General features: G+C 71.9%; 16 protein-coding genes. 12 read left to right on the top strand and 4 right to left on the bottom strand.

Annotated elements, in window-relative coordinates; translation table 11 throughout:
* The first annotated feature begins 58 nt into the window (after positions 1 to 58).
* The 4 genes from E1200_RS01400 to hsaA all read left to right on the top strand — a co-directional run bounded on the left by E1200_RS01400 (position 59) and on the right by hsaA (position 3,887).
* Positions 59 to 940, top strand: coding sequence for an SDR family NAD(P)-dependent oxidoreductase (locus E1200_RS01400; RefSeq protein WP_131949906.1), 882 nt, complete (start codon positions 59 to 61; stop codon positions 938 to 940).
* Positions 941 to 1,228: 288 nt separating this feature from the next.
* On the top strand, positions 1,229 to 2,398 hold the full coding sequence (locus E1200_RS01395) for a Rieske 2Fe-2S domain-containing protein (RefSeq protein WP_243708281.1): 1,170 nt from the start codon (positions 1,229 to 1,231) through the stop codon (positions 2,396 to 2,398).
* A gap of 20 nt (positions 2,399 to 2,418) precedes the next feature.
* Entirely contained in the window at positions 2,419 to 2,658 is a 240-nt protein-coding gene (locus E1200_RS01390; RefSeq protein WP_131949904.1) for a hypothetical protein, read from the top strand.
* Positions 2,659 to 2,717: 59 nt separating this feature from the next.
* Positions 2,718 to 3,887 carry a 3-hydroxy-9,10-secoandrosta-1,3,5(10)-triene-9,17-dione monooxygenase oxygenase subunit gene (hsaA, locus tag E1200_RS01385; protein WP_165950155.1) on the top strand — a complete coding sequence of 390 codons (1,170 nt, stop codon included), beginning with the start codon at positions 2,718 to 2,720 and terminating at the stop codon, positions 3,885 to 3,887.
* A 17-nt stretch (positions 3,888 to 3,904) separates the two neighbouring features.
* Here hsaA and istB read toward each other — a convergent pair whose 3' ends face one another.
* The 3 genes from istB to E1200_RS01370 form a co-directional block, all read right to left on the bottom strand.
* A complete protein-coding gene (gene istB, locus E1200_RS01380; protein ID WP_279483426.1) occupies positions 3,905 to 5,041 on the bottom strand; it encodes an IS21-like element helper ATPase IstB in 1,137 nt (378 codons plus the stop codon).
* A complete protein-coding gene (istA, locus tag E1200_RS01375) occupies positions 5,041 to 6,291 on the bottom strand; it encodes an IS21 family transposase (RefSeq protein WP_131949902.1) in 1,251 nt (416 codons plus the stop codon). The genes istB and istA overlap by 1 nt, the downstream gene beginning before the upstream one ends.
* Positions 6,292 to 7,098: 807 nt before the next feature.
* Positions 7,099 to 7,368, bottom strand: a complete 270-nt coding sequence (locus E1200_RS01370) for a metal-sensitive transcriptional regulator (protein ID WP_131949901.1) — start codon at positions 7,366 to 7,368, stop codon at positions 7,099 to 7,101.
* 237 nt (positions 7,369 to 7,605) lie between these two features.
* Here E1200_RS01370 and E1200_RS01365 point away from each other — a divergent pair, with 237 nt between their 5' ends.
* The 8 genes from E1200_RS01365 to E1200_RS01330 all read left to right on the top strand — a co-directional run bounded on the left by E1200_RS01365 (position 7,606) and on the right by E1200_RS01330 (position 20,943).
* Positions 7,606 to 8,970 (top strand): MBL fold metallo-hydrolase, encoded by a 1,365-nt coding sequence (locus tag E1200_RS01365; RefSeq protein WP_131949900.1) that lies wholly within the window; start codon positions 7,606 to 7,608, stop codon positions 8,968 to 8,970.
* Positions 8,971 to 9,081: 111 nt separating this feature from the next.
* Positions 9,082 to 9,660 carry a rhodanese-like domain-containing protein gene (locus E1200_RS01360; protein ID WP_131949899.1) on the top strand — a complete coding sequence of 193 codons (579 nt, stop codon included), beginning with the start codon at positions 9,082 to 9,084 and terminating at the stop codon, positions 9,658 to 9,660.
* The gene (locus E1200_RS01355; RefSeq protein ID WP_131949898.1) at positions 9,654 to 10,580 is read left to right on the top strand and encodes a sulfite exporter TauE/SafE family protein; all 927 of its coding nucleotides are present in this window, start codon (positions 9,654 to 9,656) and stop codon (positions 10,578 to 10,580) included. The genes E1200_RS01360 and E1200_RS01355 overlap by 7 nt, the downstream gene beginning before the upstream one ends.
* Positions 10,581 to 10,799: 219 nt before the next feature.
* Positions 10,800 to 11,363 carry a DoxX family membrane protein gene (locus E1200_RS01350; protein WP_131949897.1) on the top strand — a complete coding sequence of 188 codons (564 nt, stop codon included), beginning with the start codon at positions 10,800 to 10,802 and terminating at the stop codon, positions 11,361 to 11,363.
* 227 nt (positions 11,364 to 11,590) lie between these two features.
* Positions 11,591 to 12,436 carry a universal stress protein gene (locus E1200_RS01345; RefSeq protein WP_131949896.1) on the top strand — a complete coding sequence of 282 codons (846 nt, stop codon included), beginning with the start codon at positions 11,591 to 11,593 and terminating at the stop codon, positions 12,434 to 12,436.
* Between the two features lie 190 nt (positions 12,437 to 12,626).
* Positions 12,627 to 15,263: a bifunctional GNAT family N-acetyltransferase/acetate--CoA ligase family protein gene (locus E1200_RS01340; protein WP_131949895.1), complete on the top strand. Its 2,637-nt coding sequence runs from the start codon at positions 12,627 to 12,629 to the stop codon at positions 15,261 to 15,263.
* A gap of 239 nt (positions 15,264 to 15,502) precedes the next feature.
* The gene (locus E1200_RS01335) at positions 15,503 to 19,069 is read left to right on the top strand and encodes a bifunctional glycosyltransferase family 2 protein/CDP-glycerol:glycerophosphate glycerophosphotransferase (RefSeq protein ID WP_279483422.1); all 3,567 of its coding nucleotides are present in this window, start codon (positions 15,503 to 15,505) and stop codon (positions 19,067 to 19,069) included.
* A 5-nt stretch (positions 19,070 to 19,074) separates the two neighbouring features.
* Complete coding sequence (locus E1200_RS01330) at positions 19,075 to 20,943, top strand: arabinofuranosyltransferase (RefSeq protein WP_131949894.1); 1,869 nt, start codon at positions 19,075 to 19,077, stop codon at positions 20,941 to 20,943.
* Here the strand turns inward: E1200_RS01330 and E1200_RS01325 are convergent.
* Positions 20,930 to 25,690: a lysylphosphatidylglycerol synthase domain-containing protein gene (locus E1200_RS01325; protein WP_131949893.1), complete on the bottom strand. Its 4,761-nt coding sequence runs from the start codon at positions 25,688 to 25,690 to the stop codon at positions 20,930 to 20,932. The genes E1200_RS01330 and E1200_RS01325 overlap by 14 nt on opposite strands.

Genomic DNA, 25,690 nt, shown 5'->3' with positions numbered 1-25,690 from the left:
GACCGGCCGACCGGGGCCGCGCCGCACCCACTGCTTCACCGATACAAAGGACTCTTCCATGCTCGACTTCACCGGCCGCGTCGTCATCGTGACGGGTGCCGCCCGCGGCATCGGCCGCGCCTACGCTCACCTGCTGGGGGCCCGCGGAGCCTCCGTCGTCGTCAACGACCTGGGCGGCGACACCGACGGCCGGGACCCGTCGGCCGAGCCGGCCGCCGCCGTCGCCGCCGAGATCGAGGCCGCCGGCGGGACCGCCGTGGCCAGCGCCGACTCCGTCGCCGACCCCAAGGGCGTGGAGGCCATCGTCGCTCTCGCCGTCGAGGAGTTCGGACGCGTCGACGCCGTCGTCAACAACGCCGGCAACTACCGCATCGGCAGGTTCGAGGATCTGGAGCCCGAGGTCTACCAGTCCTTCCTCGACGTGCACTATCTCGGCAGCCTGCTGCTGGCCCGGGCGGCCTGGCCGCACCTGGTGGCCTCCGGGAGCGGGCGCGTCGTCAACACCGTGTCGGCCGCGCTGACCGGCCAGCCGGACATGGTGCACTACGGCGCGGCCAAGGGAGCCGTCTACGGCTTCACCCGCAACCTCGCGGTCGCCGGCGCTCCGCACGGCATCAAGGTCAACGCCGTCGCCCCCGGAGCCGGCACCCGGATGATGGACGTCGCCGGCCCGGCCCTTCCACCCGGCACCGTCGAGTTCATGCACGAGCAGATGCCCCCGGAGATGGTGGCCCCGGTCGGCGCCTACCTGGCCCACCCGGACTGCGCGATCACCGGGGAGGTGCTCAACGCGGCGGGCGGCTATGTCTCCCGCATGGTCATGGTCGGCACCCCCGGTATCCACGACCCGGAGCTGAGCCCCGAGACCGTCGCGGCGCGCATCGGCGAGATCACCGACCCGGCGAACGCCCAGCCCGCCGAACTCGCCTTCCCTGCCTGACCGGCCGCCACAGCATCCAGGAGAAGCCGAAAACCGAAGGGCCGTCCGCCGGAACCGGCGGACGGCTCTTCGCCTTCCGGCCGGCGGGGCGGCCGGAAGCCGACGTGGAGCGCCGGTTCCGATCTCCCAGTCAGTGGGAGAACTCCTGTTGAGGGGCTTGGCGCGCCTCCTAACTTCGAAACAGAGAGAGATGCACTTCACAGTCACCCGAAACGGCTCGTCGCGTGCGTCCCCGGCATGCGACGAGCCGTTCCGAACCGACATCGCCACTCGACTCTGGAGCTTTTTGTGACCACTCCTCAGACCGCCGACGGCGACGGAGTCCGTGTCATCGAGGCGACCGCGCCGCCCGCGCGTTACGCGCGAGGCTGGCACTGCCTCGGCCTCCTTGAGCAATTCCGCGACGGCAAGCCGCACGCGGTGGAGGCGTTCGGCGCCAAGCTGGTCGTCTTCGCCGACAGTGCCGGCAAGCTGAACGTCCTCAACGCCTACTGCCCCCACATGGGCGGTGACCTCAGCGAGGGAACGGTGAAGGGCGACGAGATCGCCTGTCCGTTCCACGACTGGCGCTGGTCGGGCAACGGCCGGTGCGCGAAGATCCCGTACGCCCGGCGCGTGCCGCCGCGGGCCCGCACCCGCTCGTGGACGACGCTGGAGCGCAACGGCCAACTGTTCGTCTGGCACGACCCGCAGGGCAACCCGCCCCCACCCGAGGTGACGATTCCCGAGATCGAGCAGTTCGGCTCGCCGGAATGGACGTCCTTCACCTGGAATCGAATCCTGGTCGAGAACTCCCACTGCCGGGAGATCGTCGACAACGTCGTGGACATGGCGCACTTCTTCTACATCCACTACTCGTTCCCGACCTATTTCAAGAACGTCTTCGAAGGGCACACCGCCTGGCAGTACATGAGGAGCAGCTCGCGCCCGGACGTCGATCTGGGAACCGGCTCGTCGGCCGACAAGATGACCATCTCCGAGGCCGCCTACTACGGGCCGTCCTACATGATCAACCCGCTGCGGAGCACCGTGGCGGGGCGGACCATGGAGAGCATCCTCATCAACTGCCACTACCCGGTGTCCCCGACCAGCTTCGTGCTCCAGTGGGGCGTGATGGTCAGGAAGATCGACGGGATGAGCGACCGGGACGCCGAGCAGTACTGCGCCGCGGTCGCCAAGGCGGTGGAGACGGGCTTCCTGCAGGACGTGGAGATCTGGAAGAACAAAACCAAGATCGACAACCCGCTGCTGTGCGAGGAGGACGGCCCCGTCTACCAGTTGCGCCGATGGTATGAGCAGTTCTACGTGGACGTGGAGGACGTCACGCCGGAGATGACCCAGCGGTTCGAGTTCGAGATCGACACTGCGCGCGCCAGAGAGTTCTGGCACAAGGAAGTCGAGGAGAACCTGGCCGAGGGCCGTCTCGTCACGGTCGGACCCCCGCAGGCCGAGTCCTGACCGGGCCGGAGGGAGACGGCGTGCATCCGGTGTCCTGCCGCCGCTGCGGGACGTGCGTCCTGGTGAAGAAGAACAGCCTCGCGCACACCGAGATCCAGTGGACGACCGACACAGGCGCCTGCGCGGAGCTGTGGCGGGACCACCGGCCGGACGTCATGCACAGCGTCACTCCCACCTGCGAGGCGATGCGCGGCAGCGTCGAGCAGGCCGTCCGCGAAGGGCTGCTCCCCGTCCCGGGTGAGGAGGAGCGGGCGCCATGACGGTGGCCGGCGGCCGCGAGGCGCCCGCCGGCCCACCCGCCCACCGGGGAGGAGTACCGATGACCGTCGAGGCGACGCGGAAGGCGCTGGCCGAGGTCCTTCCCATGCTGCGGGAGAGAGCAGCCCAAGCCGATCGCGACCGTATCGTCCCGCATGCGTCGATTGAGGACCTCACCTCGGCCGGAGTGTTCCGGTTGCTGGTACCCCGTGATTCAGGTGGAGCGGAGTCGGACGTAGCCGACTTCTTCGAGGTCATCCGGGACGTCTCGGCGGCCTGCGGGTCAACCGGCTGGCTCGCGAGCTGGTTCGCCGTGCACGCGTGGCATCTGGCCCTCTTTCCCCCCAGGGCACAGCGCGACGTGTGGGGTTCCGCGCCCGATGCGCTTCTGACGGCCGCCTATGCGGCGACGGGCCACGTGGCCGAGGTGCCGGAGGGATACCGGCTGGAGGGGCGCTGGAGCTGGGCGACCGGCTGCGAGCACGCGGACTGGGCCCTGCTCGGGGGCATGATCGCCGCCTCGGACGGCTCACCCGCCGATCTCGCCACCTTCCTCGTCCCCATGGCCGACCTGCGGATCGAGCACAACTGGGACACCGTTGGACTGCGTGCGACGGCGGCCCACGACCTGGTCGCCGTCGATGTCCTCGTCCCCGCACACCGCGCGCTCAGCTTCGCTCCGTGCCTGCGGTGCGCCACCCCGGGCCAGGAGGAGAACACCGGCCCGCTGTACCGGCTGCCGCTCCCGTCGATGTTCGCCGCCGCCGCGGCCGCGCCCGTCATCGGCATGGCGGAGGGCGCGTACTCCATGCTGGTCGGATGGCTGCGCGCCCGTCTCGGCATGGCATGGGAGGGGCTGGAGTTCGGCAGCGACGATTTCAACAGCGCCCGCCTGGCCGCGGCGAGCGCCGACATCGACGCCTCATCGCTGCAGCTCATGCGCGACATGCGCGAACTCACCCAGTACGCGGAGGCCGCCCGCCCCATCCCCATGGCCGTGCGCCGCCGGATCCGGCGCGACCAGGTTGTGGCGACGCAGCGCGCAGCCGCAGCGGTGGACCAGCTCTTCGAGCACTCCGGGGGAGCGGTAATACGTACCGGCAACGCCATCGAGCAGGCATGGCGCAACATCCACACCACCCAGGCCTTCGCCCTCAACGACCTGGACCGCACCCTGGCGATGTACGGAGCGGGCGAACTCGCAGTCGAAAGCCAAGCCCCCATGGTGTGAATCCCCACGATCGCAACTTACGCTGGAGCTCCTCCCGTGAAGACCTTGCCGCTGCCCTTCTCGCCCACCTCGGCGTCCAGCCGATCGACACTGCAGGGCCAGGAGCAGCAGCTCCTCGCGAGCACCGAACCGGTGCTCGCGGCCCGGGATGGACGGGTCGGCGCAATCAGCCTTCGCCTGCGGCAACGGACGGCGCTCGCCCGGCTGGCGAAGCCACCAAGGGTTGTTTGCAGAGATTGTGTCAACGACGGCCGAATTCTGACCCCCTGGCGACGTCTGAAAGTTGACCCCCTGATGTTGTCGGTCGTTACTGCTCGTTGTTGGTGGTGTTGGCCGCGGGGACGCGGCCCAGGTCGCGGTTCTTGAGGCGGTAGCTGTCTCCCTTCAGGCTGATGACCTCGGCGGTGGTGGACGAGGCGGTCGATCATGGCTGCTGCGACGACGTCGTCGCCGAACACCTCGCCCCAGCGGCCGAACGGCTTGTTGCTGGTCACGATCAGCGAGGCCCGCTCGTAACGGGACGAGACCAGCTGGAAGAACAGGTTGGCGGCCTCGGCTTCGAAGGGGATGTAGCCGACCTCGTCGACGATCAGGACCGGGACGCGGGCGAGCCGGGTCAGTTCGTCTTGCAGGCGTCCGGCGGCGTGCGCGTCGGCCAGGCGGGCGACCCACTCGGCGGCGGTGGCGAAGGCGACGCGGTGTCCGGCCTGGCAGGCGCGGATGCCCAGCCCGATCGACAGGTGGGTCTTGCCAGTTCCCGGCGGGCCCAGGAAGACGACGTTCTCGCGGGCGGCGACGAAGTCCAAGGTGCCCAGGTGGGCGATGACCTCGCGTCGGGCGGAGCGCTGGTGGTCGAAGTCGAAGTCCTCCAAGGCTTTGCGGGCGGGGAAGCGGGCCGAACGGATGCGGGCCTCGCCGCCGTGGGCCTGGCGGGCGGCGACCTCACGTTGCAGGCAGGCGGCCAGGAACTCCTCGTGCGTCCAGCACTCGTCCCGAGCCCGCTCGGCCAGACGAGCGGCGGCGGCGTGCAGCGACGGCGCCTTGAGCACCCGGGTGAGGTAGGCCAACTCGGCCTCGATATTGCGGCCGCCGGCGCTGGTCGCGGCGCCCGCTGCGGTGGCTTTCGGGGTGGTGGTCTTGGTGCCGGGCGCCATCACGCCACCCCTTCGATGCCGGCGGCACCGATGTCCTGGACTCCCAGGACGGCGTCGTAGTCGGTCAGCCGCCGCTGCTCGACCTCGGTGTCGGCGGGTGGCCGGGTGGTCTGCAGGCGCAGCCGCCGCATCGTCGCGGCCGCCTGGGCGTGCGCGGGGTCGGTGATGGTCTGGTGGACCGCCCAGCAGCGCGGGTGCGCGGCGACCTGCTGCCCGCCGCAGGTGACCCTCACCTGCTCGGGGTCGGCGACGACCTCGACCAGCCGACCGATCACCGAAGGATGCACCGAGTAGTCGTTGGAGGCGATCCGGACGTAGTGGTCGCGGGCCAGCCGCGTGGACGTGCGCCAGCCGACCACCGGTGCGACCGGCGGCAGCGGCACCATCGCCGTGGTGTCGGTGGCGATCCGGTCGGCGGGCCGGCACTCGATCCGCCGGTGGTGACGGACGTTGGCGCGATGCGCCAGCCAGTGGTCCAGCTGGGCGTTGAAGTCGCCCGGGCCGGTGAAGGACCGGCCCGGCATGAACGAGGTCTCCAGATACTCGTTTGCTCGCTCGACCAGGCCCTTGGCTTCGGGATCGGCGGGGCGGCACTGCACGATCTTGATGCCCAGGGTGCCGCGGAACGCGTTGGCCTCGGCGGTCAGGACCGGACCCCCTGCCCGCCACTGCCCGATCGCGCCCTCGTTGTCCCACACCAGCGTCTTGGGCGCCGCGCCCAGCAGGCGCAGCAGCGCCCACATCCCGGCGAACAGGTCCCCGGCCGCCCGCGAGGGCAGCATCCGCGCCAGCATCCACCGCGAATACCCCGACACCATCACCAGCACCGGCGGGCTGGTCTGCTGCCCGGCTCCCACCGGCACCTTCGCCGGCGGGAACCACAGATCGCATTGCGCCAGCTCACCGGGCTGATACGCCGTCCGCGACGCCGGATCAACCGGCTTGTACTGCGGCCGCAACTGCCGGATGCGGTCCTTGAGCACCGTCATCGACCGCTCCCAGCCGATCCGCTCGGCGATCACCGTCGCGGGCATGTCCGGGAACTCCGCCAACAACTGGCGGATCGCCGGCTCGGCCGCGTCCACGATCGAGCCCTTCCCCGCCCGCCGGTACTTGGGCGGCTCATCGGCCGCCAGCGCCCGCTTGACGGTGTTCTTCGAGATGCCCATCCGCCGGGCGATCGCCTTGATCGGCATGCCCTCAGCCCGGTGCAACCGGCGGATCTCCGCCCAGTCCTCCACCTTGATCACCCTCCACAGTGACAGTGGGGGGTCAGATTTCGGCCGTCGCCTGGGGGTCAGTATTCACGCGTCGTCGACAGATTGTTACCGGTATGCGGACACCCTTCGAGCAGGCGCACCAGGTCAGGCTCAGGTGGGACACGAGGGGATGAAGTTTTCTAGCTGCTGCGAACAGGGCGAGAACGGGTGCTGAGCAGAGTGACGATGGCCAGCCACGATCCCTTCTGGTGACGGGCCGCGGACCGGCCGGTCCAAGCGGCGGACCTTCACCGCCTCCTACAAGCTGCGGATGGTCGAGGACGCTGCACACCGGCGCCGGCCTGCTCACCGACCGCCAGAAAGACCGGTCGGTTGCGGCGCGGTTGCCGCCCTCGAACGGCACCTGGAGACCGCCCTCGTGCACGCCTTCGCGAACGGCCGGTGGACCTTCGTCGCGTGGCGGTCCATTTCTCGGGATCTGGGTCCGTCAACCACATGCAGTTATGTCCATTGGGTGTTGCCCCACATGAGCAAGCCACCCGATTCGGGGTGGACCGGGAACGTGGGTTGCCTTGACTGGACGGGACTGTACGGGGTTTTCGGCTCTGCCGCTTTTTCGGGGGAAGCCCCTCTCCATGGGAGTCCTGGGGTGCCACCACCTGCTTGACCGCGGCATGGGTGACGCATGCTGCGCAACCTTGGGTGACGCCCGGGCGGAGTGCCTCGTCGATGGCATTCCGCGCGGGGACTTCGCGGTGGGGACGGTGTCGCTCGCTGCCGGCGTGGGGGTGCGGCCCGGCCGGGGCGGATGCAGTTACCGGCTGTCCGCGGCTGGGATCACGCGAGGCTCATGAAGAGCTTTTCCAGCTGGGCGCGGTCTACTTCGATCTGCTCAGGGTCGGTGCCCTCTCGAATGCACTTGTCCAGACCGGTTGCGATGATCTTGAATCCGGCGCGGTCCAGTGCCCGTGAGACCGCCGCCAGCTGCGTGACCACGTCCTTGCAGTCCCGCTCGTCCTCGATCATCTGGATGACGCCGCCGAGTTGTCCCTGCGCACGTCGCAGGCGGACGACGACATCGGCCAGCGAGTCTGCCTTGAGTTCCACGTTGCCCTCCTAATACCCACCAGGGTATACGGCCCGGCCGGGATTGTGCTGGCCCAGGCGGTGGCCGGGATTGTCGCGGCCGGTGCCCGGCCGGGCGGGGATGTTGCGGGCAGAGATACCCCTGGGGGTATTTGCGTGTCGGATGGACCTTCGATTACTGTCCATCACATACCCCGGGGGGTATGGACCCGGCCGGGGGTCGGGAGAACCCGTCTGAGGAGTGGAAGGGGCAGTTCGATGGTCGAGATCGTTCCGATCGACACACCCACGTTGGGGGACCGCAGCTACTTCGTCAGCGACGGCGAGGTCGCCTTCGTGGTCGATCCGCAGCGCGACATCGACCGGGTGCTCGCCCTGGCCCAGGAGCGGCAGGTGCCCGTCGTTGATGTCTTCGAGACTCATATCCACAACGACTACGTGACCGGCGGGCTGGCCCTGGCCAGGGCGACGGGGGCCGCGTACCACGTCAACGCCGCCGACTCGGTGGCCTTCGAGCATGACGCGGTGGCCGACGGCGACGTGATCCAGGTGGGTGAGCGGATGCGCGTGCGGGTTCTGGCGACGCCGGGCCACACCTTCACGCACCTGGCTTACGTCTTGGACGTTCCGGACCGGGCGCCGGCGGTGTTCACCGGCGGATCGCTGCTGTACGGATCCACGGGACGCCCGGACCTCCTCGGCCCGGCCCACACCCAAGAGTTGGTGACCGCCCAGTTCGGCTCCGCGCACCGGCTGGCGCGCGAGCTGCCGGACGAAGCCGCGATCTTCCCGACCCACGGATTCGGCAGCTTCTGCTCCGCGACCCAGTCGCGGGCCGAGGCGTCGACGATCGGCCGGGAGAAGCGCGTCAACCCCGCTCTCGTCCTCGAAGAGAAGGCTTATGTGGAGACACTGCTGGCCGGATTGGACGCCTACCCCGCCTACTACGTCCACATGGGCCCGGCCAACAGTGCTGGACCGGAGGCGCCCGACCTGTCGGAACCGCACCGCGCGGACGCGACCGAACTCCGGCGGCGCATCGAGGCGGGGGAATGGGTGGTCGATCTGCGGAACCGTACGGCGTTCGCGGCCGGGCACATGGCGGGGACGCTCAACTTCGGGCTGGACGGGAGTTTCGCGACCTACCTCGGCTGGCTCGTCCCGTGGGGTACGCCGCTGACGCTGCTTGGCGAAACGCCCGATGATGTGGCCGCCGCGCAACGTGAGCTGGTCCGCATCGGCATCGACCGCCCGGCGGCCTCGGCCACCGGCGGCCCGGGGCGCTGGGCGGCCGGGGAGCGGCCGGCCTCCTTCCCGAGGGCGTCGTTCGACGAGCTGGCCTCCGTGCGGCACCACCGGCCGGTCGTGGTGCTGGACGTCCGCCGTGCCGCGGAGTGGGAGCAGTCCCACATCGACGGTGCCGTGCACATCCCGTTGCAGGACCTGCCGCAGCGCTTGGACGAGGTGCCCGAAGGCGAAGTGTGGGTCCACTGCCAGGGCGGCTACCGCGCCGCCGTGGCCGCCTCGTTCCTGGCCGCCGCGGGGCGGCGCGTCGTCGCCGTCGATGACCGGTACGACGCGGACGGACTGTCCGGGCTTCCGGTCGTTGCAGCCGCCGCGTGACCCCGACGGTCACCGCGCACGGCGCCTCACGTCGTCGATTCACAGCCTCCGATTCCGGGCCCGGCCCGCACCGGGTCCGGAACGGCCCAGACCGCGAAGGGTGAAACCGAGATGGCCAAGCTCTCCCCGAAGATCGGCCCTGCGTCCCTGCGCGACCGCATCGCCGCCCCGGACGGGCCGCGCATGCTGGACGTGCGCACCCCCGCCGAGTTCGCCGCGGCGCACATCCCAGGCTCCTACAACGTCCCTCTCGACACGCTCCGGGAGCACCGCGACGAGCTGCGCGGCTCCCTGCAGGAGGTGGTGCTGGTCTGCCGGACCGGCGCCCGCGCCGCTCAGGCCGAGCACGCACTCGCCGAGGCGGGGCTGGCCAAAGTACACGTCCTGGACGGCGGGATCGTCGCCTGGGAGGCGGCGGGCGCGCCGATCAACCTCGGCCGGGCCCGCTGGGACCTGGAGCGGCAGGTGCGCCTGGTCGCCGGGCTTCTGGTGGTGGTCGGCGTCCTGGGCGGCATTGCCGTCCCCGGGCTCCAATGGCTCGCGGCCGTGATCGGCGCCGGCTTGGCGGTCGCGGCGTTCACCAACACCTGCGCGATGGGCATGCTCCTGGCTCGGCTGCCCTTCAACCGGGCACCGGCCTGCAACGCCGAGGACGTGGTCGCCCTCTTGCGGGACCGGCGGCCATGCTGACGCTCGCGCTGACACTGCTCGCCTCGGTCGCCGTCGGCATCTCGCTCGGGCTGCTCGGCGGCGGCGGGTCCATACTCACCGTGCCGATCCTGGTCTACGTGGCAGGGGTCGAGGCCAAGCAGGCGATCGCCATGTCGCTGTTCGTGGTGGGAGGAACCGCGTTGGCCGGTCTTCTGCCGCACGCCCGAGCCGGGCAGGTCCGCTGGCGCACCGGACTGCTGTTCGGCGGCGCGGGTATGGCCGGCGCCTACACCGGTGGACGGCTGGCGGCCTACATACCCGCCGGTGTACTGCTGGCCGCCTTCGCGGTGATGATGGCCGTGACCGCGATCGCGATGCTCCGCAGCCGCCCCGCCGTCGCGGGTCGCCCGGTCGAACGCCCGATGCCGCGGATTCTGGCCGAAGGAGTGATCGTCGGAATCGTCACGGGACTGGTCGGGGCGGGCGGAGGATTCCTCGTCGTTCCAGCGCTCGCTCTGCTCGGCGGCCTGTCGATGCCCGCCGCGGTCGGCACCTCGCTGCTGGTCATCGCGATGAAGTCCTTCGCCGGCCTCGCCGGATACCTGTCCGGCGTCGGCATCGACTGGCCGCTGGCCCTGGCGGTGACCGGCGCGGCCGTCGTGGGCGGCCTGGTCGGCGCACGGCTGGGCGGACGCCTCGATCCGGCGCGGCTCCGCCAGGCATTCGGCTGGTTCGTCCTGATGATGGCCGCGATCGTGGTGGCCCAGCAGGCGCCGGACGCGGTACGCCATGCCCTGTTCACCATCCCCGTCGGCTGTGCGGCGGCCGCAGGCGTCCTCGTCGCCGCGGTCGCCGTGCTTCTGACGCACAGGCGCCCGAAGCGCAGGGGGAAACGGCGGGGGCGGCCGGCCACCGAAGAGGGACCGGGCGCCACCACGCCGGAACCGGCGCCGCGGTGACCGGCCGACGGTCCGTCCGCAGGCGAAGAACGCGCAACGGCCCGCTCGCCTCGGATTCGTCTCGGAGACCTGGACTCGCGGGCGGTCGATCCCTTCGGACCACCCGGCTTGGGGACCTTGGTCCTGTCGGGGGTGCCCCTACGGTCCTAGGGCGGCGGATGGCGCGGCGGTTGACTCGTTGGTGAAGGGAAAAGGCCGAACGAGAGAAGGCGAAGGGCCATGGCAGTCAGCGAGCACAAGACCCGCAAAGGGCAGAGCACCATCATCCGGGTGGTGACCCCCGCCCCCCTCACCGAGTCGCCCGCGGCACGCTACGTCTGGGCCGTGACCCGGATCGCGCTGGGCTGGATCTTCGCCTGGGCCTTCATCGACAAGCTGTTCGGCCTCGGCTACGCCACCCCCGCCGGCAAGGCGTGGATCGACGGCGCCAGCCCCACCGAGGGCTTCCTGGCCAACGCCCCCAAGGGCCCCTTCGCCGGCCTCTACAACGACCTGGCGGGAGCGGCCTGGGCCGACTGGCTCTTCATGATCGGCCTCGCCGGCATCGGCGCCGCGCTCATCCTGGGCATCGCGATGCGGATCGCCGCCGCCAGCGGCGCGCTGCTGCTGGTCCTGATGTGGACGGCCGTCCTGCCCCCGGAGAACAACCCCTTCATGGACGACCACCTCATCTACGCCCTCGTCCTGGCCGGACTCGCCCTTGTCAAGGCCGGCGACACCCTCGGCCTCGGCGAATGGTGGAGCAACACCAAGCTCGCCCAGCGCTTCCCGATCCTCAAGTGACCTGACCGAGACAGCAAGGACGCCCACCGGACGGTGGGCGTCCTTTCATCGTGCGGCCCCGGCGTCAGGCGGCCAGGCCATCCTGACACGCGCCGAAGACCGGCCTGGCGGTCGAGAGCCGGGCGAGGATCCCGAGCCGCAGGCGGAAGGCCCCGCGCGCAGGGCCGTTCGGCCCTGTCCCGGCAATGAGCTCTGGAGTGTCATGGAACCGGAGACAGGAGGACGTCATGAGCCATGTGGTCGTCGGCTACGACGGAAGCAGCGAGAGTGAGCGCACCCTGCGGTGGGCGGTGGACGAAGCCCGGCTGCGGCGGCTGCCGCTGACGGTCTGCCACGTCTGGCGCTGGCCGTACCCGATCAGCTACATCGATTACGAGGGCTTGGCCATCGTCCGCCGGATGGGCGGGCACCTGCTCGACCACGGCGCGGCACTGGCACGGGACATGGCTCCGGGCCTGAAGGTGCACAAGCGGCTGCATGACGGCAGCTCCGCCCCGGCCCTCGTGCACGAGGGGCACGGCGCCGAGCTGATCGTGATCGGCTCGCACGAGCCGGACGAGGTGCCCGTGGGTTCAACGGCACTGCGCGTGCCGGCCGAAGCCGACCGCCCCGTCGTGGTCGTACGGTCCGCGGCGACCCGCGACGGCCTGGTGGTCGTCGGGGTGGACGGTTCGGCCGGTGCGGACGTCGCGCTGGCCTCCGCCTTCGAGGAGGCGGCGCTGCGCGGCTGGCGGCTGAGGGCCGTGTACGGCTGCTGGGAGCCCGGGGCGGCGCCGGACGGGGACCTCTCCTTGTTCGGTGACGAGGAGAGACTGCGCCGGGTATGCGGGGCCGTGCTGGAGCGGGCGGTGGCGCCCTGGCTGGTGAAGTACCCCCACGTCCAGGCCACCACGTCGCTCGTGCTCAAGTCCCCGCGCGAGGCGATGCTCGAGGCGGCGGAGGAGGCGAGCCTGACCGTGGTCGGCGCCCGCGGCGCGGGTGTCGTGGACGCCCTGGCACTGGGGGCGACCAGCGACGCGCTCCTCAAGCACGCCCCGTGCACGGTCGCCGTCGTGCCGTCCCCTTCCGGATGACGGCGGGCGCTCACCGCGAGTGCGCGAAGGCGTGCCGGGCGTCTGAAGGGCGCGTCGGCGGCTGAAGAGGTGCCGAAGCCCCGCGTGGCTCCTCCCGCGTCGGGCGGGCCGCTGGTGGGGACGAAGGTCCCGTCCGCAGATGACCTTGGGACGCTGGGCCCGTGCGGGGTGCTCGGCGGACGCTGGAGACATGACGGAGCTCACCGATGCACGGGCGTTCGCGTTGCTGACCGACGGGACCCAGGTGGAGATCAGGCGGCTGGCCGAGGCGGACTGCGACGCGGTACGCGAACTCCATCGCGGGCTGAGCGACGAAAGCGTGTACCTGCGCTTCTTCGGCCTCAACCGGTCGATGGCGGTCCAGGTGGCCGTGCGGGTGTGCCGTGCCGAAGACCATGACCATGCGGCGTTGGGAGCATGGCTGGGCGGTGAGCTGGTCGGGGTCGCGGAGTACGAGCCGACCGGTGTGCCGGGGGAGGCGGAGGTCGCGATGGCGGTCGCCGACCGGATGCACCACCGCGGCGTCGGCACCCTGCTGCTGGAGCACCTGGGCTCGCTGGCCCGCGCCAACGGCGTCGTCGCCTTCCGCGCCGACACGCTTCCCGCCAACACCGCGATGCTGCGCGTGTTCGCCGACGCCGGGATGCCGGCGCTGCGCCGGATCCGGGACGGGGTGGTCGAGCTGACCATGCCGCTGGTGTCCGACGACGCGTATCTGGACGCGGTGGCCGAGCGGGAGCGGCGCGCGGACGTGGCGAGCCTGGAGCCGCTGCTGCGGCCGCGGACGGTCGCGGTCGTCGGCGCGTCCCGGCGGCGCGGGACGGTCGGGGCGGAGATCGTCCGCAATATCGTCGCCGGCGGTTTCGGCGGCGCCGTCTACGCGGTCAATCCGCACTCGGCGGGCGCGGACCTGCACGGTGTGCCCTGTGTGGCGACGCCCGCCGATCTGCCCGAGCCGCTCGACCTGGCGGTCATCGCCGTTCCGGCGGGCGCCGTCGTGCAGGCCGCGGCCGCCTGCGGCCGGGTCGGGACCCCGGCCCTCGTGGTGATCAGTTCGGGGCTGACCGCGGACCGGGGACGCGATCTGGTGGCCGTGTGCCGCGAGTACGGCATGCGGCTGGTCGGGCCGAACTGCCTGGGCATCGCCAATACCGCGATCGGGTTGGACGCGACCTTCGGTGCCCGTGCTCCCGTCCGCGGCGCGGCGGGAGTGGCGGTGCAGTCCGGCGGCGTCGGCATCGCGCTGGTCGAGCAGTTGTCCCGGCTCGGCGTCGGCCTGTCCACCTTCGCCTCGGTCGGCGACAAGTACGACGTCAGTGCCAACGACATGCTCATGTGGTGGGAGGCGGACGAGACGACCCGGCTGGGAATCCTGCACGTCGAGTCCTTCGGCAATCCCCGCAAGTTCGCCCGGACGGCCCGCCGGGTCGCCGCCGGGATGCCGCTGCTGACCGTCCTGGCCGGGCGTTCGGCCCCTGGCAGCCGGGCGGCCGCCTCGCACACCGCGGCCGCCGCGACCCCCGAACTCACCCGCCGGGCGCTGTTCGCGCAGGCCGGCATCGTGGCCACCGACGACCTCGGTGAACTGGTCGACGCCGCCGCGCTGCTGGCGACCCAGCCGCTGCCGGCCGGGCCGCGGGTGGCGGTGGTCTCCAACGCGGGCGGCGCCGGGGTGCTGGCCGCCGACGCCTGCGCCGACGCCGGGCTGACCGTCCCCGTCCTCGGCGCGGCGACCCGCCGGCGCCTTACCGCGGTCCTGCCGTCCTGCGCGGCGGTCGCCAACCCCGTCGACACCACCGCCGCCGTCCCCGCCGGTGTGTTCCGCAAGGCCGTCGACGCCGTCGCGGCGGACGCCGCGGTGGACGTCGTCGTGGCGTTGGTGGCCCCCACCGCGCTCGGCGACCTGCGGGCCGCCCTGGGCGGCTGTGCCAAGCCGGTCGCGGCCGTGGTCCTCGGTCAGCCGGAGACCGTCAAGATCGCCAATGGGATCCCCTGCTACGCCTATCCGGAGAACGCCGTCCGCGCGTTCGCCCACGCGTGGTCGCACGCGCGGCGCCGCGGGGCCCCGGCCGACGCGCCGCCCGAGCTCACCGGCCTGGACGTGGAGGAGGCGCGTCGCATCATCGGCGGTTTCCTGGCCGGCGCGCCGGAGGGCGGCCGGCTTCCGCCCGCCGAGACCTTCCGCCTGCTGCAGTCCTACGGGTTGCCGCTGGCGCCGTGGCGCTGGGCGCGCACGCGGGCGGAGGCGGTCGCGGCCGCCCGCGAACTGGACGCCCCCGTAGCCATGAAGGCGCATGTGCCGGGCGTGGTGCACAAGACCGCGGCCGGTGGCGTGCACCTGGGCCTGCGCGGCGACGACGACGTCCACGATGCCTTCCGGTGGCTGGTCGAACGCTTCGGGGACGATCTCGAAGGCGTGCTCGTCCAGGCCATGGCGGACGAGGGCGTCGAGGTGCTGTGCGGCGCCGTGCAGGAAGAGGTGTTCGGCGCCGTGGTGGTCTTCGGCGCCGGCGGCATCGACACCGATGCCCTGGCCGACCGCGCCGCCCGCCTGGCGCCGCTCACCGCCGGGGAGGCCGACGACCTGATCGGCGAAACGCGCTCGGCCGCGCTGCTGCGCGGCCACCGCGCCCGCCCGGCCGGTGACGTCCCGGCGCTGCGCGACGTGCTGCTGCGGCTGTCCAGACTGGCCGCCGACCACCCGGAGATCGCCGAACTCGACCTCAATCCGACCATCGTCCGCCCGGACGGAGTGGTGGCCGTCGACGCCCGCGTCCGCCTCGCCCCCCGCCGCATCTGGGACCCGTACCTGCGCCGCCTGCGCTGAGAGGAGCCGTCGTGCGCCATCACCACCGTCCGGGCGGCAGGGCCGATGGCGGCCGGGCGGAACCGGCCGCCGGAGTGATCTTGAGGACGAAGGTCCCTATTGAATGGAGGGCGCCACCCGCGAAAGTGTTGAAGAGATGACATTGAGATCAGCGAGTCCGGCCGGCACTGCACTTCGCCCGAGACGCGTGTGCGGGGCGCTGCCGGATAATCCCCGGGGGCTGAGTGGAGGCGGGGCGAATGGACTCCGAGCCGCGCGTTGGGGTGGTAGTGCCCATTTACAACGTCGAGCCGTATCTACGGGAGTGCCTGGACTCGATCGCCCGGCAGTCGCTCCGTGAGCTGGACGTTGTACTCGTGGACGACGGATCGACCGATGCCGGTGCGGAGATCGCTCAGGAGTTCACGGACAGGGACGCCCGGTTCCGGCTGATCCGGCAGTCCAACGGCGGCCTCGGTCAGGCGCGCAACGTGGGGGCGGCCGAGGTGCGCGGGGAGTACCTCGCGTTCGTCGACAGTGATGACGTACTGCCCGGTCACGCGCTGGAACTGCTCGTGGGGACATTGGAGCGCACAGGATCGGATATCGCCTCCGGAAATGTGCTCCTGCTGACCGACCGCGAACTCGTCCAGTCGCCGATGCACCGCCTTCCGATGGGGACGACGCGCCTGCGCACGCACATCACCCGCGACCACCAGCTGATGTACGACCGGCTGGTGCCCAACAAGGTGTTCCGCCGCCGGTTCTGGGACGAGCACGCGTTCCGTTTCCCCGAGGGAGTCCTGTACGAGGACATACCGGTGACCCTGCCGGCGCATTTCCTGGCCTCGACGGTCGATGTCGTCAGCGAGCCGGTCTACTACTGGCGGCAGCGCGTCGGCGGTGCGCTGTCGATCACGCAGCGCCGCACCGAGATCCGCGCCGTGACCGACCGGTTCGCCGCTGTGGAGACCGTTAGCCGGTTCCTGGGGGCGCGGCCCGAACGGGCGGTGCGCGCGTGCAAGCGTGAATACGACGAGGTGGCGCTGCGCAGCGACCTGCGCATCTTCTTGAACGTGATGGACGAGGCCGATGATGAATTCCGGACGCGGTTCATAGAGCTGGCGCGCGACTTCCTTGCCCAAGCCGACCGGGCGGCACTGGACGCGCTGCCGGCGATGATGCGGCTGAAATGGCATCTGGTGGAGCGCGGGCTGGTGCCGGAGTTGCTGGAGGTCCTGACCTACGAGCGGCGGAAACTGCGGATTCCCGTGGCCCGCAGGCTGTGGCGCTACTACGCGAAGTACCCGTTCCGGCGCGATCGGCTGCTGCGGATTCCGCGGCGGGTGTTCCGGCTCGGCGAAGAGCTGGCGGCCAAGGCGCGGCTCCACGAGGTGACATGGCGGCGCGGCAGGCTGCACATCACCGGCCATGCCTATGTCGCCTACGTCGGCACGCGGTTCCCATGGTCGTCCCTCAAAGCCATCGGCGTACGGGAGATGGGGAGCGGCCGTACCCGGGCCGTTCCGGCGCGCACCCGGCTCTGCCCGGATGCCGACGAGACGTCGGGCGATCCGCACCGGACTCACCGCTGGTCGGGCTTCTCATGCACGGTCGACCCGAAACGGCTGCGGCGAGGCGGGCGGTACGTGGATGGAACCTGGCTGGTCGCGGCCGGGGTGTACGGCGGCGGGGTGCTGCGGCGCTGCGCGCTGGCGGCGCCGGCCTCCGGCAGCGGCGCGCATCCGGCCTGGCGCTATGTCGATGAGGACGTACGCGTGATCCCGCTGATCACGCGCGGGACGCTGCGGCTGCGGGTGGAGACCGTGCGGGCACGCGTCACCGGCCACCGGATGGTCGATGACGCCGTGGAGATCCGTGGAAGGATGCCCGGCGGTGTACCGGACGGGGCCGCGATGGCGGTGCGCCGGCGCACTGGAACGGAGCTGAACCGCTACCCGGTGGCCGCCGAAGCTACGGCCCGCGGCGGTTTCCGCGTACGTGTCCCGCTTCGCGATCTGGTCGCCGACATTCCCGCCGCCGGAGCGGAGCCGGCTCGCACGCCCGGTCACGGGCAGGGTGCCGAACCCGACGACGGGATCGGCTGGCGGCTGGACATGACCGTGCCGGCCGGTTCCGCCGGGGCGGAGGAACCGCATCGGCTGGTGTTCGACGATGACGCCGCCGAGGGGCTGTACACCCTCGCCGGCAGGGAGCTCGCCGTCTACCGCTCGCGCCATGGCTATGCGTGGCTGAAGGTCCGCACGCTTCGTCCCGTGATCACCGGCGCGGTCTGGGAGCCGGGTGGGACGCTGGTGCTGACCGGTGATCGCCCGTCCGGCCTGTCGGCTCCGTCGCAGCTGTTGCTGCGCAGCCGCGACCGGAACGAGGAACGCGCGTTTCCGATGTCCTGCACGGACGGCGGCCGATTCAAAGCCGAGCTCCCGTTGAGCCGCCTGGTCTCGCTCGGCGGGGTCCTGCCGTTGCCGGCCGGTGTGTGGGGAGTGCGCGTCCGGCCGTCCGGGAGCAGGACGAGCTCGGCCGTGCTGCTGGATCACCGGGCGCTCGATCACCTGCCGGTGGAGATGGCGCTCGATGGCCGCCGCTATGCCTTCCGCGAGCAGGGCTACGACGTGCCGGTCGTCGAGGCCCATTCCGACCTGCGGCCGGACGAGCGCGGCGCGTACCGCCAGATGCGGACCCGCATCCGGCATTACCGCAGGCCGCGGCGCCTGCGCTCCGTCCGTCCAGCGGTGGTGTACGACAGCTACTCGGGCAAGCAGTACTCCGACAGCCCGCGCGCCATCCACGACGAACTCGTGCGGAGAGGCGCCGACGTGGAGCACCTGTGGGTGGTCCGGGACAGGCAGGTGGAGCTTTCCGGGACGGCGCGTCCGGTGCGGTTGTGGGGAGCCGAGTGGTACGAGGCCATGGCCCGGAGCCGCTACATCGTCACCAACGCGCACCTGCCTGAGTGGTTCGTGCGGCGCCCCGGCCAGGTCGTCGTCCAGACGTGGCATGGCACCCCGTTGAAGCGCATCGGGTTCGACATCGAGGACGTGCAGTTCGCCAACTCCCGCTATCTGGAGAAGGTGGCGAAGGAGACTCCGAACTGGAACTACCTGGTCTCCCCGAACGCCTTCAGCACACCGATCCTGCGCCGGGCGTTCCGCTACGAGGGCGAGCTCATCGAGACGGGGTATCCGCGCAACGACGTGCTGGCCTCGCCCGACCGGGACCTGCTGGCCGAGCGGGTGCGCGAGCGGCTCGGGCTGCCGGCGGGCAAGCGGGCGGTCCTGTACGCGCCGACCTGGCGGGACGACAGCTACTACGGTCCCGGCAAGTACCGCCTGGACCTGCGGCTGGACCTGGACCGGGCGGTGGCCGAGCTCGGCGAGGACCACGTGCTGCTGATCCGGCGGCACCCCAACGTGGTCGACACCGTTCCGGAGCGTGCGGACGGCTTCGTCCGGGACGTGTCGGCCTATCCTGACATCGCAGAGCTGTTCCTGGTCTCGGACGTCCTCATGACCGACTATTCGTCGTTGATGTTCGACTACGCGAACACCGGCCGCCCGATGCTGTTCTTCACCTACGACCTGGAGCATTACCGGGACGAGCTGCGCGGCTTCTACTTCGACTTCGAGCAGGAGGCGCCCGGCCCGCTGCTGGGCTCGTCCGACGAGGTCATCGACGCCCTCCGCTCGATCGGCGAGGTCGAACGCGATTACGCCGCCCCCTACGAGCGGTTCACCCGGCGCTTCTGCGAACTGGACGACGGCAAGGCCGCCAGCCGCGTCGCCGACCGCATCCTGCAGTCGGACTGACGGCGATGCAGGTGGCGGGCCGGCGTGCGGCCGTGCCGGCGTTGGTGACCTGGGTCGCGGTTACACCGGTCGCGATGCTGCTGCCGGCTCTGATCGATCGGAACCCGTTCGGTCCCCGCGGCGCGGTCCTGCCGATCGCGGTCGGCGGGCTGCTGCTGGCCGCCGGGCTGGCGGTCGCGGTGGCGCGTCCCGCGCGGTGGCGGAGCGCGTCCGGCACGGACGCGCTGACCGGGGTCGCCGCCGGGCTGCTGGCCGCGTGGGCGGCGCTCGCTCTGCGCAACTCCCTGCACGGCACTCCGTTCGGATTCGCCGGCCTCCTCGGCGACGAGGGGCGGATGAGCGCGATGGTCACCCGCTACAGTGCCACCGCGGTCCCATCGGACGGCGTCGTCGCCGGGGTGCCGACCGAGTATCCGCCGCTGTTCCCGTGGCTGGTCGGCCGGGCGTCGGCGCTGCTGGACGTCCCCGCCTGGCAGGTGCTCGGCGACGCGCAGCTCCTGACGATCTCGGGCGCGGTGCTGCTGACGTACCTGCTGTGGACCCGGCTGGTGCCCGCGCCCGCCGCACTCGCCATCGCCGCCGCCGCGCTGGTCGCCTTCGCCGATCCGCGCAAGGCGCACGAGGTCGTCGCGCTGGCCGTGTTCATCCCGTGGGTTCCGGCGACGTTCGGCCGCCCGCCGCGCGGCCGGCTGCACTGGCTGCCGGCCGGTGTCCTCGGCGGCCTGGTCGTGGCCACCTACCTCGGGTTCGTGCTGTGGGGCGCGGCCGGCATCCTCGTCCTGGCCTGGCTGACATGGCGCACCTCCGACGACCGCCGCCGCTACCTGTCGTACCTGGCGAAGGTGATCGCGGTGGCCACCGTGACCACGAGCTGGTACGTGTTCCCCTACGGCTGGACACTGCTGCGCGAAGGCGGGCAGATGGTCTCCGACCAGTTCCCCGCGCCCGCCATCACCGGTGACCCGTTCCCGTTCCTGGCCGCGACGCCATTGGGCGCGATCCAGACGATCGGGCTGGCAGGGGTCGTCTGGTACCGCCGGGCGACGTGGTGGGCCACTCCCTTGCTCTGCCTGGTCGGCGGCGCGTACCTGTACCGAGCCGTCGCCGCCGGCCGGTACATCGTCACGGGCAATACCGGCCTCTACTACCACACCGCCCGGATGATCACGGTGCTGCTCGCCGTCGCCGGCGTCCTCACCCTCGCCCATGCGGTGCCGGGACTGGTCCGACGCTTCGGCACCCGCGACACCGTTCCGTCCGGCGCCACCGCGGCGGCCGTCGCGGTCCTGGTCGGGTGGTCGGCGTTCACCTACTGGCAGGCGTGGACGCCGCCGACCAGCGATCCGGCCGCGGTCGGCGGCACCCGGCGCTATGCCGTGCTCGCCCACACCGAGCCACGTCCCGACGGCTCACTTCCGCGCTACGCCCCGGCCGAGCCGGAGACCCGCTGGTTTCCCGTCGGGCCGATTCGGGACACCGTGGCGAACGACCTCGGACCCGATGCCGTGCCTCGCACGCTCTCATACGACGAGCGGCTCTTCGCCTACCTGCCGTGGCCCGGCTACATCGCGGTCGACCGCACTGCCGCCTCCAGCACGAGCCGTTGGGACGACCGGCATGCCGCGCTGGGCGCGCTCGCCGCGATCCCCGACCCGGACGCCTTCGCGGCGGCGGCCGCCGACACCCGTTACGGCCCCATCGACCTGTTCATCCTGCGGGCCGACTCTGGTACCTGGAGATGGGGTGACATCCACTTCCGCCCCGCGCAGTTCACGGAAGGCCACTTCACGGTGCGGACGCTCCCGAACGAGACCGTCATCGCCCTCCGCCACAAGCCACCGCCTCCTGCTCCTCGGGACCTCACCGGAAACTGACCCTGCGGAATGCCAGCGCGGCGGGCAGGATCGGAAGCCAGAAGTCCAGCACCCGGTAGATCAGTACGGTGAGGACGGCCTCGGTCGGTCCCGCCCCCAGCGTGGCGAGGGCCAGGACGAGCACGGGTTCGACGATTCCGAGCCCGCCGGGAAGGGGACCAAGAAGGCGCAGCGGAACCAGCAGGAGATAGACCGCGGCCAGGACGACGGGGGAGATCGGGACGCCCATTCCGTGGCCCACGGCCAGGAACGCCAGCACGGAGCAGCTGGTGACCGCGGAGTTTCCGGCCAGCAGCGCGATCATGCGCCTGGGGTGGTGAAGCCGCCGGGGCAGGCCGGCCGCGGCCGCCTTGAGCGGTACGGCGATCTCCCTTCGGCGGCGCCATAGCAGGATCGCCCCCAGGGCGGCCAAGGCCAGGACGGCCACTACCAGTGGCCGTGACCAGGCCGGTGGGCGGAGAGCCGTCCCGCCCTGTGCCGCGACGGTGGCCAGCGCGAGCGCCAGGGCGACCAGATGGACGAACACACCCGTCAACCTGGTGAGCGCGACGGTCTCGACCGCTTCCTTCGGCCCGGTTCCGTGGGCGCGGAGGTAGGCGCTGAGGACGCTGGCGCCACCCCGACCGCTCGGGTGCCGCCGGGATGCGTAGGACGCGGCGGCCTGCCGCACGCAGGTGCGTCCGAAGGCGAGGACGCGCAGAGAGGCGCCCATCAGGGCGAGCGCGCCCCCCGCACGGGAGGCCGCCACCAGCAGGGCCGCCACGAAGAGCCAGCGCAGGTCGGCACCCGCGAGGACGGTCACGGGGGTACGCACCCCGGCGATGCCGATGAGGACGTGGTAGGTGACGTATCCGGCGAGGACGAGCAGCAGCAGGAACCACGGGCGAGGCGGGACGCGCGATAGGGCCCGGGGAGCGGCGCGGGTGGCGCCCGCCCCGACCAGCGCGGCGCGGATCTCGTCCAGGAGACCGGGGAAGTCGCGCAGCTTCGTCCGGGTGGAACGTGCCAGCGCCAACGGCTGCAGGTAGGGGACGGCCGCCTCTGCCGCGGCGAGCCCGAGGACGTCCACGGCGGCTCGGACCGACCGCCCCGGGTCGGTCACGAGGGCGGTGGAGACCAGGAGTTCGGCGACATCCTGGGCCAGCCGCCCGTCGCTCGCTGCGTCCTCGGCGAAGCCGAAGTCGACGAGCACCGGGTCGCCGCCGGTGTCGATGAGCACGTTCGCCAGGCGCAGGTCGCGGTGTGCGATGCGTGCCGCATGGAGCTTGGCGATCTCGCCCCACAGGCGGTGGAGCGAGGTGCCGTCCGGCGCGGCCGCCGCCTGTTCGTCGGCGTCGATGGTCTCCTCCGCGAGAATCCAGGTGCCGTCTCCGGCGGGCGCCACCCCGAGGACGGCGGGGACGCGTACGCCGGCGCCGGCCGCCCGCATCAGCATGTACGCCTCGTGCTCGACCTGGCGTTTGGGGCTCGCCATCGGCGTCTCGTCCTCGACCTCGCGGTAGAGGAGGAAGCGGGCGGCCTTGAAGAGCAGGTCCGCGTCGCGCTGGTCGCGGCCGAGCGCCTTGACGAAGGCGGTGCGTCCGCCGGGGGTGCGAGCGGTGAAGGGAACCGAACCGCGGGCGTCCGCCTTGACCGGCTCCACCTCGGCGGCGGGCAGGCCGCACCGGGCGAGGCCGGCCGCGACCTGCGCCGGCGTCGGGACGTGATCGGGTGTGCCGCGCGCGAGGTGCACGGCGCCGCCGACCGCCCAGCCGAGGGCCGCCCCGGCGACGACGTCGAGCGGGAAGTGGGCGCCCACGTAGACACGGCCGAGCGGGACGGCGACGGCGACGGCCCACAGCGCCCACCGGACCGGCCGGCGGACGTGCGCGGCGGCTACGGTGGCCAGGGCGGCGGCCACCGCCGCGTGACCGGAGACGAAACCGAGCCCGCCCTCGTGCGCACCGCGCAGGACGACCTCCGACAGCAGCGCACCGGGACGTCCGCGGTCGGCGACCTCCTTGACCAGCTTGGCGAGCAGCCAGGCCAGGGAACCCGCGAGGGCCAGATCGACGGCGAGCCGGACCCGGCGGACGGCGAGCGCCGCCGCCGCGGTCGCTCCGGCGGCGCCGAGGGCGCCCGTCTGCATCACCACGTTGACCGGCCGGAACAGCCAGTCCGGCAGATCGTTGATCAGCCGGAAGAGGTTGGTCTCGGGGCGCAGCAGGAACCCGTCGGCGGCGAAGGCGGCGAGGAAGAGGCAGACCGAGAGCCCGGCGACGAGCCGGATCACGTCACCGGGGTGCCGTGCGGTGGCGGGTGCGTCCGGTGGGAACGGCCCGGCCAGGGCGGCCGCCAGGCGGCGCCGCGGCCGTCGTTCGCCGGCCGCGGGTGCGGCCACCGCCGTACGGCGGTCTCGCGGTCCGGACGTGAGGCTTGCGGCGACGGCCGGGCTTAGGGCCAGGCGGGCGGCGGCCATTCCCCGTTCGCGGGTGGTGACCGCGGAGGTCAGCGCGATCAGCCTGGCCGCGTCCTCGTCGAGCAGCGCCGGTGCGGTGTCGGTCTCGGCCCGCCCCCAGCCGACGATCCATGCGAATCCCCGCCGATCGATCAGGACGTTCTCGGGCCGGAGATCGCGGTGGGCGATGCGGTCGTGCCGAAGCACCGCGCACTGCCGCCACAGATCGTCCAGAACCTCCTGTGCGAGTGAATCGGCCTCGGGTAGCGGCCGCGCATCGATGTGGTCCATGACCAGCGCCCAGCCGCCCGGACCGGCCTCCGCCACGAACCGGACGGCCGGCACCCGCGCGCCGGCCCGGCGGGCGCGCATGAGCAGGTATCCCTCGTGCTCGGCCAGGTGCTTGGCGGTGGCGAACGGCGGCTCGCCCGGTCTGCGCCGCCACAGCCGGCCGAGCCGGTGGAGGACGTCGGCATCGCGCTGGTCGCGTCCGATGACCTTCACGAAGAGCCGCCCGGTGGAGGTCGTGACGGCGTAGGGGACGGCGCGCCTCATGTCGCCGGGCAGCGGACGCACGTCAGTGACCGTGTACCCGTGGCGGGTGAGCGTCTCGCGTATCGCCGCCAGCCGCGGACGGTGCGCGGGAGTCCCGACGACGAGGAGCGCAGCCGCGCCCAGGGCCCAGCCCAGGGCGGCGCCGCCGAGCACGTCCAGCGGGAAGTGCGCCCCCACGTACATCCTGGCCGCTCCGACCGCGGCGACCACGACCCAGAGGATTCGCCTGTACGGGCGGGGAAGATAGGCGCCCGCCACCGTCACCAGTGCCGCGGCGACGGCGGTGTGGCCGGCGACGAAGCCCGTGCCGAACGGCGTCGCGTCGGAGCGGAGGGCGACGTCCTCCAGCAGTGCGGCGGGGCGAGGACGGCCGGCGACGTCCTTCACGACCTTGGCGAGCACCCACGCGAGCGTCCCGCCGACGGCGAGCGTGACGGCGAACCGGAACCTGCGGAAAGCCGCGGCGGCCGACGCCGCGGCGGCGACCGCGCCGACCCAGCCCGCCTGCATCAGCAGCCACATCGGTAGTTCGACGGCATCCGGGAGGTCGTTGATCAGCCGGAACAGGTCGATGTCCCAGCCCGGTACCCCCCGGCTCACCGCCACCAGCACCATCAGCACCATCAGTGCGAGCACCAGGCGGACACCGTCCGTCGGGTGGCGCAACGCGGCCTCGTGCGGACGCGCGGCGACCCGCGGGCGGCGCCACCGCCACCACGCCCACACCGCGCCGCCCGCAGGCAGGTAGAGCAGGTAGGTAAAGAACCGGAACAGCAGGACACCGGCCGCGGCGGCCGGCAGGTCCGCGCCGGTGAGGCCGAGCCCGCCGATCAGCGCGAGTTCGAGGACGCCCGCGCCGCCGGGTGTGAGCGGGATGGCGGTCACCTGCCGGGCCACCGTGTAGACGGCGAAGGCCTCCAGCACCCCGACCCGGGACACGCCGGCCGCCTGCAGCGACACGTACAGCACCGCGAACACGCAGACGTGGTAGCCGACGGCCGACAGCGTCAGCGCCGGCCACCGGGCGCGGACGAGTTCACGGGCCTCACGCTGGAAGCGTCCGACGTCACCGACGTGGTCGGTTACCCGGCGGTGCAGCAGCCGTCCGGCGGGGCGCGCGATCCTGGCTAGGCCGGCCGCGATCGCCGACGCCGCGCGGTCGCTCCACATCATGACCACGGTCAGCACGATGAGGACGGCGGCCAGCCCCAGCCCGATGGTGCCCGCCCCCCGCACTCCGGGAGGAACGTCCGAAACCATGGCGAGCAGCCCGAGCGCGAGCAGCGGCAGCGTCAACCGGGTGACGAGGTTCCATACGCCCGTCACTAGCACCTGCAGCGCGATCGGGCCCGCTCGGAACCCGAGGTCCCGGGACATCGCGACGTTCAGCGCCGCGCCGGCGGCGCCTCCGCCGGGCAGGGCGTAGGAGAGGGCGGTGGTCACCACGTTGATGGCGGACGCGGGGGCGAGCCGCAGCCCCGGCAGGGCAGCGCTGAGGCCGATGGCCGACAGCAGCACTGACAGGGCCGTGAACGCCGACAGCAGTACCAGGTCCAGGGCGTGCACGCGGGTCTGCAGGATACCGGCGACCTGCTCCAGATCGACGAGGTCGGGCAGCACCTTGCCGAAGATCGCGACGACGATGAGCAGGGCGAGGACGCGGCCGAACCAGGTCCGGCCGCGTCCCCGGCCGCCCGAGCCGTCCTCGGCGGCCGGTGTCTCGGCGGGTCCGCCCTCGGCGGTCTGCACGTCCAC

This window comes from Actinomadura sp. GC306, assembly GCF_004348665.1.
Classification (GTDB): Bacteria; Actinomycetota; Actinomycetes; order Streptosporangiales; family Streptosporangiaceae; genus Spirillospora.
Note: the sequence above shows the minus strand (reverse complement) of the source record. Positions and strands in the feature narration are given on the sequence as shown.

Bases quoted from the DNA above. Each gene is read 5' to 3' on its own strand.
- hsaA (WP_165950155.1), top strand. From the start codon at position 2,718: ATGACCGTCGAGGCGACGCGGAAGGCGCTGGCCGAGGTCCTTCCCATG.
- E1200_RS01350 (WP_131949897.1), top strand. From the start codon at position 10,800: ATGGCAGTCAGCGAGCACAAGACCCGCAAAGGGCAGAGCACCATCATC.
- E1200_RS01335 (WP_279483422.1), top strand. From the start codon at position 15,503: ATGGACTCCGAGCCGCGCGTTGGGGTGGTAGTGCCCATTTACAACGTC.
- istB (WP_279483426.1), bottom strand. From the start codon at position 5,041: ATGGCGCCCGGCACCAAGACCACCACCCCGAAAGCCACCGCAGCGGGC.
- E1200_RS01345 (WP_131949896.1), top strand. From the start codon at position 11,591: ATGAGCCATGTGGTCGTCGGCTACGACGGAAGCAGCGAGAGTGAGCGC.
- E1200_RS01360 (WP_131949899.1), top strand. From the start codon at position 9,082: ATGGCCAAGCTCTCCCCGAAGATCGGCCCTGCGTCCCTGCGCGACCGC.
- E1200_RS01355 (WP_131949898.1), top strand. From the start codon at position 9,654: ATGCTGACGCTCGCGCTGACACTGCTCGCCTCGGTCGCCGTCGGCATC.
- E1200_RS01400 (WP_131949906.1), top strand. From the start codon at position 59: ATGCTCGACTTCACCGGCCGCGTCGTCATCGTGACGGGTGCCGCCCGC.
- E1200_RS01340 (WP_131949895.1), top strand. From the start codon at position 12,627: ATGACGGAGCTCACCGATGCACGGGCGTTCGCGTTGCTGACCGACGGG.
- E1200_RS01365 (WP_131949900.1), top strand. From the start codon at position 7,606: ATGGTCGAGATCGTTCCGATCGACACACCCACGTTGGGGGACCGCAGC.
- E1200_RS01330 (WP_131949894.1), top strand. From the start codon at position 19,075: ATGCAGGTGGCGGGCCGGCGTGCGGCCGTGCCGGCGTTGGTGACCTGG.